Raw genomic sequence first — 11,740 nt, forward strand, 5'->3', positions numbered from 1 at the left:
ACGGAAACTATCATCACCCCTCCATATTTAACTTCTGAAAAACCTTATCCCGATAGGATTGCCCTATGGCGAGGTCTTGCCCGGCTACGCGCAGGAAATTACCCTCTGCAAATTGAATGTAGGCCGTGTTTACCATAGTGCTGCGGTGTATGCGGATGAAGTTTGCAGCGGGCAGCAGTTGCTCCAGTTTGCTAAACGTCATGTAGGTAACATAGGTTTGTGCCGCGGTATGTACTTTCAAATAATCGCCATAGCCCTCAATATGGCTGATGTCGGCATGATTTATTTTGATAAGCCTGCGGTCGACTTTCAAGAAGATGAAGCTGTTTTCGGCAGCAGGGGTGGGGATAACCTCGGCACTTGCTTGTTTTAAATTTACTTTCTGTACGGCTTTTATAAAACGCTCAAAGGTGATGGGTTTTAGCAGGTAATCTACCGCTTCCAGCTCAAAAGCATCAACGGCATAGTCGGCATATGCGGTAGTAAAGATAACCTTGGGGGCGTTTTTCAACGAGCGCAGGAAGTTTACGCCCGTAATGCCGGGCATTTGTATATCTAGAAACATTACATCAACCTGCTGCTCGTGCAGTACCGAAAATGCTTCGATAGCGCTTTGGCAAACGGCCACGCAGTTTAACCCCGGCGTTTGGGCAATGTAGCCTTCCAGTAATTGCCGGGCCAGCGGCTCGTCGTCTACCACAATGCAGTTGGTCATATCTTAATTTAGCTGTATGGTTAAAGTTACGGTAAAAATGCTTTCGCCCCGATGCACATCCAGTTGATGGCTTTCAGGATACAGCAGTTGCAGTCGCTTGCGCACGTTGTTTAGCCCTATGCCACCTTCCCCGTTGGTTATGGTGCCTTTTTCGGCTACGGGGTTGCTCGTTTGGAAAACCAATTCGTCTTCATCAACGGCCAGCGCAAGCTTTACCCATTTGTTCGTTAAGTTTTTTTGCAGCGAGTGCTTAAAGGCATTCTCTATCAGCGGTAAAAAAAGCAGGGGTTCTATCTCCAATGCCCCTACATCGCCCTGTACCGAAAACTCGATGGCCTCGGAGTTATCATGCCTGATGCTCTCGAGCTTGATGTAGCTGTGTATAAAATCGACCTCTTGCTGCAGGTGTACCTTATCTTGCTGGGCATTGTATAGCACATACCGCATAATACTGCTCAGCCCGGCTATCATTTCCGGCGCTTTGGGCGATGCATGCACACTCAGGGCATAAAGGTTGTTCAACGTATTAAAAAAGAAATGCGGCTGCACTTGAGATTTTAGGTGGTTCAGTTCCAGTTTTAGTTTGTCGGTTTCGGCGGCGAAGAGGTTATGCTGGTTTTTGAATAGCAGCCTGATCACATATATGGATGTAGCCGCTGCCATCACCAAACAGGTATAGCCGAGGGTTTGATGGAAAAGTCCGTGTTCATAATCCCAGGGGTAAGCGGTGTACAGGTTATCGCGGTAACCTTTGGGGATAAATGGCATAGCCACCATGGCCAGCGCGGTAAGCCGGTACCAAATCTCGTAAAGCAATATGTAAACTGGGAAGAGCAGCGCAAAAAGCCAGTATCTCTTTTTGCCTACCGTATATGGGAGGTACAGGCGGTAAAAGATGATGATGACCGGCAGGCCCATAATGTTAAGCAACACGAGGCTGAGGGTGAAAGAGGGCTTATCCCATATCTGGCTGCCGGTAGCGAATGGGCTTAGCACGCCTACAAATAGCAGGTACGATAATTCGGCAATAAGGCTTTTTTGCTTGTATGTAAGCATGCGTGAAGAAAACGGCATGCCTAAAGGTAAGGTTTGCCTGCGGGATACTCATGCATTTTTCGACGAACATAGCGTTTTGCACGGTGAATTTTTTGCGGATGTTTTAGCCGAGCCGTTCGGCAGCTTCATCTAAAACTTTTCTAACGAGCAATAAACGCACGCACTTTTGGCGTATGAAAAAGATAACCGCCATCATCGCCGTATTGCTGTTGGGTGCCGCAGTGTTAAAAGCGCAAAGCAAACAGCAAATAGAAAACCTTACCGCCTACACCAAGGTATGGGGCTTCCTTAAATATTATCACCCATCTGCCGCAAAAGGGCAGCCGGATTGGGATGCGGAGTATATTAAAAACGTACCGGCTATTAACAAAATAGCGGAGCGCGGGGCATTCGATAAATTTATTACTGAATGGTATAATAGTTTACCCAAAGCGAAACTTAGCGGGGAGGTAACCCGCTTGCAGGGCGATTCGGTAATTAAGGTATTTGATGAGAAGGATATCGCTCGTTTCGGCATCCCTAAGGTATTGCAAAAAAGCCTGGAGGAATTGTACCTGTACCACCTGCCCGATTCGAGCAAATACATTAACGATTTTGATGGCAGGTATAAATACGACCATGTGTTCCATAACGAGGACCCGATGGCTGCTCCGCTCTATCCCGACGAAGCACACCGCCTGCTGGCGCTGGCTCGTTTCTGGAACATCGTCAACTATTTTTATCCGCATAAAAAAACCAACGCGCCGGGCTGGGATGAGGTGCTGGTAGAGTTTATTCCGAAGTTTAAGGAGGCTCGCAACGCTGACGAATACCGCGAAGCTTTCCTGCAATTAACAACACGTATTCACGATAGCCACTCCTGGTTTTTACAAAAAGAATGGAACGCCGCCCACGGTGATTTCCTGAATATGCCCTTTGATACCTATTATGCTGAAGGCAAATTTTTGATAGGTTACAGCAAGTACGATTCGCTGATGCGGGCTGCCGATTTGAAAGTAGGCGACGAGATAGTAGCCATAAACGGCCTACCGGTCCTCGAAAGGGTAAAGCAAATAGCGCCGCACACTACCGGCACCAACGCCTCGTCGTATTACCGTGAAATAGGCCGCAACCTGTTCCGTATCGATTCTAATAAAACTGTTCGCATTACTTTAGATAGGAATGGGCAAAGGCTGGAGAAGCAATTAAAACTTTATACCTACGGCGAGCTCTTTCAATACCGTGTAAAGCACCGCCCCAAAATTGCCACTGATATGGGGCATGGTGTGTGGTATGTGCGCTTTTGTGAAATTGGCGATGTGCGAACCCTTAAGAAAATGTACACCGATATAGCCAATGCTAAAACTGTGATATTGGAAATGCGCGATTACCCAAGCTTCCAGATAGTGCAGGCCATGTGGCCGGGGTTGGTGGCCAAGCGCCTGCCTGCTGAAGTTAATTATAATGCAATACTGGGTTTTCCGGGTACCTTCAAGGCTAATATATCAGAAATTCCTGCCACGCCCGATACCTTGGGGCTACCGCTTTACAAGGGCAAACTGGTGGTGCTGGTGAACGAGCAAACCCAAAGCCTTGCCGAAAGTGTTGCCGCCGAACTGCGCATGCGTCCCAACACTATTATTATAGGCAGGCAAACGGCGGGCACCACGGGTAATATGGTGCGGGTTGATATTCCGGGTGGCATCGAAGGCTCGTACACTGCCGTGAAGGTTTTGGGTATTAACGGCAGCTTTGAAGAAGGCAATGGCGTAAAGCTGGATAAGGAAGTAAAACTATCCCTGAAAAATATCCGTTCGGTCCCCGATTACCTGCTGGAAAAAGCTTATCAGGAATCATTATAAATAATTGGTAGATAATGTTATTTTTGTAGCACATCATCTTTATAAAACCAATATTAACAATATGAAAGCCACAGCATTATTCATCATCTGCCTTTGCTTTTCGGTAGCATCGTTCGCACAATCAACTATAACACCTGCCGAGGCCGGCGTAACCTATGGTAAAACCGTAACTGCCGATGGTGCTTTAACCACCGCCGCATTAAAAACTACCCTGAGCAGCGATACCACCTACGCAGGTAAAGTAACCGGTACCGTAGTTGATGTCTGCAAAAAGAAAGGCTGCTTTATGAAACTGGCGCAGGAAGATGGTAAAACCATTATGGTGCAGTTTACCGATTATGCCTACTTTATGCCGCAAAACATTGTAGGTAAAACCGTAGTAGTAGAAGGCCTGGCTAAAGTGAAAGAACTTTCGGTAGAACGCCAGAAACACTACGCCAAAGATGCCAACAAAAGCGAAGCAGAAATTGCTGCCATAACCCAGCCTAAGAAAGATATTTCGATAATGGCGGATGGGGTTTTAGTGGTGAAATAAAACAAGCACGAATTTTACGAATTGTAGAGACGCGATACTTCGCGTCTTTTTTATTTGGTGGTTATTTGAGTGAACACGAATTGCACGAATTATTCGAAATTTTCTCAAATCAAATCGGTTGAATTTTAATGAACCTGCAAATTAATTTTTGTGAAATTCAACTTAATTCGGATGATTAGTGTTTACTCAATTCGTGAAATTCGCACAATTTGATAAAATTAGTGTTCACTCATTTTAAATCTTTGCGCTTCTTTGCGTTTTTCCTCTGCGTCCTCTGCGGTTAAATCACCACTACGCTATCGTTTTCGTGAATAAATTTTTACTATTCGGCAGAATAACCCTATAATTACAAATCCCGGATAATAACCCCATGAAGACCTTTCTCGACGAGGATTTTTTGCTGCAAACCAATACGGCCAAACGTTTATACCACGATTTTGCTGCCGACATGCCTATTATAGATTACCACTGCCACTTGCCGCCGAACGAAATTGCCGACGACATCAGCTTTGATAACCTAACCGCCATTTGGCTGCACGGCGACCATTACAAGTGGCGGGCCATGCGTGCCAACGGGGTAGATGAGCATTACATTACCGGTGGCGCCAGTGATAAAGAAAAATTTGAGCAATGGGCGGCAACCGTGCCTTACACTCTGCGCAACCCCCTTTACCATTGGACGCACCTGGAACTGCAGCGCTACTTCGGCATTCATTCGAGGTTGATGCCTTCTACCGCCAACGATATTTATGCCGACTGCACGGCACAACTGCGCAGCCCGCAAAACAGCGTGCGCAACCTCATCACCAAAATGAATGTGGAGGTGATATGCACAACCGACGACCCTATTGATAGCCTGGAGCATCATGCAAAACTTCGCGCGAGTAACTTTGGCGTGAAAGTGCTGCCGGCGTTCCGCCCTGATAAGGCAATGGCGAGTGAAAATATAGTTACGCTGAATAAATACATCGACCAGCTGGAAAAAGTTGCTGATGTAGCTATTGGCGACCTGTACAGCTATTTAACCGCGTTGAAAAAACGCCATACTTATTTTGCCAGCAACGGATGCACCGTATCTGACCATGGGATAGACCAGGTTTACGCCGAAGACTGTACCGAAAAAGAAGCAGGCGATATATTTGCCAAAATACGCACCCAGCAACCGATCAGCGGGAGCGAGAATGTGAAGTTCAAATCTTTCATGCTGCACCAATTTGCTATTTGGGATTACGAGAAGGGCTGGGTACAGCAGTACCATATTGGTGCCATGCGCAACAACAGCACAAGGGGCTTTAAAGAGTCGGGGCCCGATACGGGGCGCGATTCTATAGGTGATTTTCACCAGGGGAGAAGCCTTTCTAAGTTTTTGGATAGGTTAGATACCGATGATAAACTGGCTAAAACCATTCTATACAACCTTAACCCTGCCGATAACGAACTGATGGCCACTATGGCGGGTAACTTCCAGGATGGCTCGGTAGCGGGTAAGATACAGTGGGGCTCGGCATGGTGGTTCCTTGATCAGAAGGACGGCATGACCAAGCAATTGAACACACTCTCTAATATGGGACTCATCAGCCGGATGGTGGGCATGCTTACCGATTCGCGCAGCTTCCTGTCGTTTCCGCGGCACGAATATTTCAGGCGGATATTGTGCAACCTGTTCGGCGAGGACATAGAGAATGGCGAACTGCCCAACGATATGGAATGGACGGGGCGAATTATACAGGATATTTGCTATTATAACGCAAAAAACTACTTCGATTTTGATAAGAAATGAGCGGTTTGCTATCTAAAAATTATAAACAGGGCGCTGTACTGTCATTCGGCGAATTATTGTTAAGGCTTAGTCCGGATGCTGGCGGGCAATGGTTGGCAGATAGTGCGCTGCCCGTATTTGTTGGTGGTGCCGAGTTCAACGTAGCTTCGGCGCTGGCGCTATGGGATGTGCCATCTAAATACTTTACCGCTCTGCCAAAAAACGGGCTTTCCGAAGAACTGGCAGGTTATGTAAATTCCCGCGGGATAGATACCTCCAAAATATTTTATGGCGATGGCAGGATGGGCCTATACTTCCTAACGCAGGGGAAGGATCTGAAGAACGATGCCCTGATATACGACCGCGCCAACTCCGCCTTTGCCGAACTGAAACCCGGTATGGTAGATTGGGATAGCGTGCTGGAAGGTGTTAGCTGGTTCCACTTTACGGCTATATGCCCCGCCATTAGTCAGCAAACTGCTGATGTTTGTTTGGAAGTGTTGCAAGCGGCGTCGGCAAAGAGCATCACCATATCCGTCGACCTGAACTACCGCGCCAAGCTATGGCAATATGGCAAGCAGCCGCAAGAGGTGATGCCGGGTTTGGTAGAATACTGCGATGTGGTAATGGGCAACATCTGGGCCGCCGAAATGATGCTGGGTATAGAAGTTTATGGCGATATACACGAGAGCGGGCAGAAAAGCATCTACCTGAAAGAGGCGCTTTCCTCATCTGAAAGGCTGATCGAAAAGTTCCCGAAGTGCAAGGCCGTAGCCAATACCTTCAGGTTTGATGGGCGCGGAACCATAAATTACTATGCGGCGTTGTATGCTGATGGCGGTTTCTACAGCTCGAAGGAACATACCGCAGATAGCATTGTGAGCAAAGTGGGCTCTGGCGATTGTTTTATGGCCGGGCTGATAAATGGCTTTTACCATAACGATGCCCCGCAGCAGGTGCTTGAATTTGCTACCGCCGCTGCTTTTACGAAACTTTTTGTGGCCAGCGATGCCACTACTAATACAATAGAAGATATTACGAACGCAATTACCAATGGCCAATAAAGAGCAGGTTTTAGATACCATATTAGCACAGGGCATACTGCCATTATTTTTTTATGAAGATGCGGAAGTGAGCGTAGAAATAGTGCGCACACTGTACCGCGCCGGCGTGCGGGTATTGGAGTATACCAACCGCGGCAAAGAAGCGCTGCAAAACTTCAGGCTGATAAAAAAAGCAGTGGTAGAAGAAATGCCCGGCATGTACCTGGGCATAGGTACTATAAAAACGGGCTTAGAGGCCGAAACCTTTGTAGATGCAGGTGCCGATTTTTTGGTATCGCCAATCGTAGATAGCGATGTGGCACTGGTAGCAGCAAACTACAAAATGCTATGGGTGCCGGGTTGCATGACGCCCACCGAAATACACATTGCCCAGCAATACAAAGCATCGCTCATTAAACTATTCCCGGCTAATATTTTAGGCCCGGCCTTTATGTCGTCCATCCGCGAATTATTCCAGGGTCAATTGTTTATCCCAACAGGCGGGGTAGAGATAGAGGCCAGCAACATATCGGGCTGGTTCCGCTCGGGGGTATGCGCGGTTGGCTTGGGCAGTAAACTCATCAGCAAACAAGTGCTGGAAGAAAAGCTGTACGAGCAATTATATGCCGATACCGTTAAGGCTTTGGAATTGGTGCAAATGAGTAAATAGAATAAACACGAATTCCACGAATTATATCGAATTTCACAAATCAAATTTGATAGTGATCAATTGATATTATCGGCCAAGATTTGTGAAATTCGTTTAAATAAGAAAAATTCGTGTTAACTCAAATCTTTGCGCTCTTTGCGGAAACTTTGCGTCCTTTGCGGTAAAATACAACCACCAAAATGGATCAAAAACCAAAAGACCCACTCCACGGCAAAACATTAGAAGCTATCATTAACGCATTGGTAGCGTATTTTGGCTGGGCGGAGTTGGGTTACCGCATCCGTATCAATTGTTTTTTAGATAACCCGAGTGTAAACTCCAGCCTCAAATTCCTGCGTAAAACACCATGGGCACGCAAAAAGGTAGAGGATTTGTATATCCAGTATCACCAGGAAATTAATAAGAATGAGCGTCAATAGCAGTACACGTTGGCAGGTGGCACCTACGGAGCCTAAAATGCGGTTTTATAGTGCTATAAACACGGTACTCCTAACGGAGTGTTATGTTAGCGGTAAATAATACCCCAGCGGGGTAGCGTGTTTGTAGAAAATGCTCCAAAAGCAATTAGGGCTCCGTTAGGTGCCCCCTCTGGCTATAATCACGCTGAAAGAAAACCCTTAGTGGTTTTTCTTCTTATTCATCTTCGCTTTCTTGTTCGCGCTGAAGTTGTAGGTTTTAGCGTTTTCCGGTTTTTTCTCGTGGAAGGCTTCGCCTGGTACGTATTTGTTGGGGTCAACACGTTTGGGTTTTTCGGGTTTGTCAGCTTCCTTTTGGGCGCGTGTTTTTTCTATCACCAGGTCTTCCGGCAACTCGGCTAATTGCATTTTTTGCCCGGTTATCTGCTCAATTTTACGTACCTGGTCCAGTTCAATATCGGTAGCAAAGGTTAATGCCAATGTTTCTTCGTCTGCTACGCCACTGTCGGTAATATGGGCTATATAATCCTCTTTCTCCGCAGGAATGTCGAAATGCAGTATAAAGGGAATACCCTGCACGTTGATACCCGCTTCAATACTTTCCTGTGCTACAATCAGCACACGCAGCGCGTTGTTATTAGTAAAAGCTTCCACATCTTTCACCTGGTTGTATTCAAAAAAGGCAGGCGCCAATAACGCTACCGACTTGCGCAGGCGGTTGGTCAGGCTTTTGTATAGCGTTTCGGCAGTCGTTTTGGTGTTAACGAATACTACGGTTTTAGTAAATACCTCGTCATCCTGCATAAACAGGCTCAGCAAGTTCAGCTTGGTGCCAAAATTGGGCACATGGTAAAGCATCTGCGGGTAGGTGGCAAGCTTTTCTTCGGGCAGGTCGTCTACCTCAATAGTGGCCGGGTTTACCATGAACGAGCCAATCATTTTCTCCAGCCTATCGTGCATCACTTCGGTAAACACAATGTGCTGGCCTTTATCAATGCTGGTGGCCAGTTCTACCACGGGTAACTGCAAACCTTGTTTAACTATCAGGTGGGCATCGTCAATGGCCAGGTAAGTCACCTTGTTCAGGTTCAAACCCAATTTCAGGTAAATAGCTCGGGCACGGTCGGGGGTGGCCACTACTATGTCGGCACCATCGGCCAGGTCATCCATTTGCTGGTCGATAGGGCTGCCGTTGTGCAGGCTAACAATGCGGATAGAAGTATTGCGGTTAATGCGCTCAAGCTGCGCTACAATTTCGAAAACGCGTTCCTGGTCGGGTGCCAATACCAATGCACGGGGCACGCCATCGGCTTTGTAATTGAAACGGTTAAGTGTGCCAAGCACCAGCGTAGTGGTTTTGCCTGCACCTTCGGGGCCAATGCCAATAACATCCTGCCCGCCCGTAATGCGTGTGAGCGTTTTAAGCTGTATATCCTTCGGTGCGCCGAAACCAAGTTCGGTTACCGTTTTTATCAGTTGCTTATTCAGCTTAAATTTTTCTGCCCACACCATTGTATCAAAACTTTGAGGGTGCAAAGATACGGTTTTTTTAGTTTGCAGTTGGCGGTGGGCAGTTTGCAGTTTTTTGATTTGCAAATAGTTGATGGATCAGTTTGCAGTGGGCGGTTCGAGATTTTAAATAAGAGCATAATAACTACTCATTTAAGCAAACTGCAAACTGCCCACTGCAAACTGCGAACTGGCAACTGGTTAAACTCTGCCCGGATACGTCCTTAACCCTTCGGCAAGGCATTCCATAGCTTTGTTCAGGTCGTCGTTATTCAGCACATAAGCCATACGCACTTCGTTGGTGCCTGCGCCGGGGGTGCTGTAAAAGCCTGTTGCTGGTGCCATCATTACCGTTTGGTTCTCATGGCTGAAGCTTTCGAGCATCCATTGGCAAAACTTATCAGCATTATCTATCGGGAATTTTGCTACCACATAGAACGCGCCGCCCGGGTTAGGGCAGTATACGCCATCTATCTTATTCAAAGCATTTACCAGTGTATCGCGGCGTTTAGTGTATTCGGTGTTTACAGCGGTGAAGTATTCATCAGGGGTATCAACTGCAGCTTCGCCGGCAATTTGTTCAACCATACCCGGCGATAAACGGGCCTGCGCAAATTTCAATCCCGCAGCAATAACTGCTTTGTTTTTGGTGATAAGGCAGCCCAGGCGTGCACCGCAAGCACTGTAACGTTTGCTCACAGTGTCCATTACTATAACATTCTCGTCCAAGCCATCGAGGTGCATGGGCGAAATAAAGGTGCGGCCATCATAGCAAAACTCACGATAGGCCTCGTCGCTAAACAGGTACAGGTCGTACTTTAAAGCTAATTCTTTCAATGCTTCCAACTCCTCGCGCGAGTACAGGTAGCCTGTAGGATTATTGGGGTTGCAAATAATAATGGCCTTGGTTTTCGGTGTTATCAGTTTCTCAAACTCGCTGATAGGGGGCAGGGCGAAGCCATTATCGATGTACGACAGTATGGGTTTTACCACTACATCCGTTTGGTTGGCAAAGCCATTATAGTTGGCGTAGAAAGGCTCGGGGATGATCACCTCGTCGCCATCGTCGAGGCAGCTCATCATGGCAATGGTAATAGCTTCCGAGCCGCCGGTGGTTACAATGATGTTTTCGGGCGTGATGTTATAGCCCAGCTTGTTGTAATATTCGGTTAGCTTTTTACGATAGCTCAAAGTACCTTCTGATGGGGTGTAGGCCCATACTTTAAAATCGATAGTTTTAATAGCGTTCAGCATGCCTTCCGGTGTTTCTATATCCGGTTGGCCGATGTTCAAATGGTAAACTTTCTTGCCGTCGAGCTTAGCTTTATCGGCAAAGGGGGTTAGTTTACGTATAGGCGAGGCAGGCATGCGCTGCCCTTTTTGCGAAATTTTTGGCATGGGGCAAAATTAGTAAAAGTTTTTTAGGTGCTTTTGTAGCGATGGGTTTCAAACCCATCGCTGTTGTTGGTGAACTCGCCGCTTGGTTATTTAACTCACCCCGGGCGCGCTATCGCTGCCCGACCCTCTCTTCCTGCGGAAAAGAGGGTGAGCTCCATTTTTAAAACCCTCTTTACGAAGTAGAGAGGGTGGCCCAGTCCCGTAAACATACGGGATCAGCCGGGTGAGTCAACTCGCAGGCTTTGAATTTCCAACCATCACCTAAACAAAAAAGGCACCGCTATTGCAGTGCCTCAATATCTGTGTAATGTAATTGTTACTTATCTGCTGCTCGCCGTTGCTGGTTTTGCAACTACCTCGCCCACAATATTTAAGTATTTGGTAGGTGTTTTAGCGTTTGATGTAACAACTATAGTTTTGTTAAATGCCGAAACTACAGCTGCATTGTAAGTGATTTTGATAGTGCCCTTACCACCCTTTAACACAGGGGTTTTGGTATAATCGGCAATGGTGCAGCCACAGGTAGGGCGTACATCGCTTAATATAAGCGGCTCCTGGCCAACGTTGGTAAACTCAAAAATGGTAGTTACAGGTGTTCCCTGCGGTATTTTACCAAAATCGTGTTTCTCCTCGGTAAACTTAAATTCAGCTTTGGTATCATCCTGAGCCTTAGCTGTATTTGCAGTGAAGGCCAGGCCTAAAAACACCGCACAAATCATCATTATTTTTTTCATAATTACCTGTTTGATTATCACAAATATAAAAGGTTTAATGTAAAACAAAAACTATTGAGTAAAC

Annotated in this window: 12 protein-coding genes; 7 read left to right on the forward strand and 5 right to left on the reverse strand. The window is 46.7% G+C overall.

The annotated features are described in order from the left end of the window. Positions 1-13: 13 nt before the first annotated feature. Together BC343_RS07365 and BC343_RS07370 are read right to left on the reverse strand one after the other, a co-directional pair. On the reverse strand, positions 14-715 hold the full coding sequence (locus BC343_RS07365; RefSeq protein ID WP_078347131.1) for a LytR/AlgR family response regulator transcription factor: 702 nt from the start codon (positions 713-715) through the stop codon (positions 14-16). A gap of 3 nt (positions 716-718) precedes the next feature. Further along, positions 719-1,771, reverse strand: a complete 1,053-nt coding sequence (locus tag BC343_RS07370; RefSeq protein WP_162276835.1) for a sensor histidine kinase — start codon at positions 1,769-1,771, stop codon at positions 719-721. On the opposite strand from BC343_RS07370, the gene BC343_RS31795 reads away from it, so the two are divergent. The 7 genes from BC343_RS31795 to BC343_RS07400 all read left to right on the forward strand — a co-directional run bounded on the left by BC343_RS31795 (position 1,770) and on the right by BC343_RS07400 (position 8,038). Then, positions 1,770-1,904 carry a hypothetical protein gene (locus tag BC343_RS31795; protein ID WP_262493369.1) on the forward strand — a complete coding sequence of 45 codons (135 nt, stop codon included), beginning with the start codon at positions 1,770-1,772 and terminating at the stop codon, positions 1,902-1,904. The two genes, BC343_RS07370 and BC343_RS31795, sit on opposite strands and share 2 nt — an antisense overlap. A 40-nt stretch (positions 1,905-1,944) precedes the next feature. Beyond that, complete coding sequence (locus BC343_RS07375) at positions 1,945-3,612, forward strand: S41 family peptidase (protein ID WP_078347133.1); 1,668 nt, start codon at positions 1,945-1,947, stop codon at positions 3,610-3,612. A 61-nt stretch (positions 3,613-3,673) separates the two neighbouring features. Beyond that, positions 3,674-4,147, forward strand: coding sequence for a DUF4920 domain-containing protein (locus BC343_RS07380; protein WP_078347134.1), 474 nt, complete (start codon positions 3,674-3,676; stop codon positions 4,145-4,147). A gap of 370 nt (positions 4,148-4,517) precedes the next feature. Beyond that, on the forward strand, positions 4,518-5,927 hold the full coding sequence (gene uxaC, locus BC343_RS07385; RefSeq protein WP_078347135.1) for a glucuronate isomerase: 1,410 nt from the start codon (positions 4,518-4,520) through the stop codon (positions 5,925-5,927). Further along, a complete protein-coding gene (locus tag BC343_RS07390) occupies positions 5,924-6,970 on the forward strand; it encodes a sugar kinase (protein WP_202909745.1) in 1,047 nt (348 codons plus the stop codon). Before uxaC ends, BC343_RS07390 begins: the two co-directional genes overlap by 4 nt. Beyond that, on the forward strand, positions 6,960-7,619 hold the full coding sequence (locus BC343_RS07395) for a beta/alpha barrel domain-containing protein (RefSeq protein ID WP_078347136.1): 660 nt from the start codon (positions 6,960-6,962) through the stop codon (positions 7,617-7,619). The genes BC343_RS07390 and BC343_RS07395 overlap by 11 nt, the downstream gene beginning before the upstream one ends. Before the next feature lie 179 nt (positions 7,620-7,798). Further along, entirely contained in the window at positions 7,799-8,038 is a 240-nt protein-coding gene (locus BC343_RS07400) for a VF530 family protein (protein WP_078347137.1), read from the forward strand. 198 nt (positions 8,039-8,236) lie between these two features. On the opposite strand, the gene BC343_RS07405 is transcribed toward BC343_RS07400, so the two are convergent. From BC343_RS07405 to BC343_RS07415, 3 genes are all read right to left on the reverse strand, one after another. Continuing rightward, complete coding sequence (locus BC343_RS07405) at positions 8,237-9,631, reverse strand: DEAD/DEAH box helicase (protein ID WP_238381719.1); 1,395 nt, start codon at positions 9,629-9,631, stop codon at positions 8,237-8,239. A gap of 114 nt (positions 9,632-9,745) precedes the next feature. Next, a complete protein-coding gene (locus BC343_RS07410) occupies positions 9,746-10,942 on the reverse strand; it encodes a pyridoxal phosphate-dependent aminotransferase (RefSeq protein WP_078347138.1) in 1,197 nt (398 codons plus the stop codon). A 320-nt stretch (positions 10,943-11,262) separates the two neighbouring features. Beyond that, positions 11,263-11,676: a DUF1573 domain-containing protein gene (locus BC343_RS07415; RefSeq protein WP_078347272.1), complete on the reverse strand. Its 414-nt coding sequence runs from the start codon at positions 11,674-11,676 to the stop codon at positions 11,263-11,265. Positions 11,677-11,740: the final 64 nt, after the last annotated feature.

The sequence above is a fragment of the Mucilaginibacter pedocola genome, assembly GCF_002013915.1.
Taxonomy (GTDB): Bacteria; Bacteroidota; Bacteroidia; order Sphingobacteriales; family Sphingobacteriaceae; genus Mucilaginibacter; species Mucilaginibacter pedocola.

Bases quoted from the DNA above. Each gene is read 5' to 3' on its own strand.
- BC343_RS07365 (WP_078347131.1), bottom strand. From the start codon at position 715: ATGACCAACTGCATTGTGGTAGACGACGAGCCGCTGGCCCGGCAATTA.
- BC343_RS31795 (WP_262493369.1), top strand. From the start codon at position 1,770: ATGCGTGAAGAAAACGGCATGCCTAAAGGTAAGGTTTGCCTGCGGGAT.
- BC343_RS07370 (WP_162276835.1), bottom strand. From the start codon at position 1,771: ATGCTTACATACAAGCAAAAAAGCCTTATTGCCGAATTATCGTACCTG.
- BC343_RS07375 (WP_078347133.1), top strand. From the start codon at position 1,945: ATGAAAAAGATAACCGCCATCATCGCCGTATTGCTGTTGGGTGCCGCA.
- BC343_RS07380 (WP_078347134.1), top strand. From the start codon at position 3,674: ATGAAAGCCACAGCATTATTCATCATCTGCCTTTGCTTTTCGGTAGCA.
- uxaC (WP_078347135.1), top strand. From the start codon at position 4,518: ATGAAGACCTTTCTCGACGAGGATTTTTTGCTGCAAACCAATACGGCC.
- BC343_RS07390 (WP_202909745.1), top strand. From the start codon at position 5,924: ATGAGCGGTTTGCTATCTAAAAATTATAAACAGGGCGCTGTACTGTCA.
- BC343_RS07395 (WP_078347136.1), top strand. From the start codon at position 6,960: ATGGCCAATAAAGAGCAGGTTTTAGATACCATATTAGCACAGGGCATA.
- BC343_RS07400 (WP_078347137.1), top strand. From the start codon at position 7,799: ATGGATCAAAAACCAAAAGACCCACTCCACGGCAAAACATTAGAAGCT.
- BC343_RS07410 (WP_078347138.1), bottom strand. From the start codon at position 10,942: ATGCCAAAAATTTCGCAAAAAGGGCAGCGCATGCCTGCCTCGCCTATA.
- BC343_RS07415 (WP_078347272.1), bottom strand. From the start codon at position 11,676: ATGAAAAAAATAATGATGATTTGTGCGGTGTTTTTAGGCCTGGCCTTC.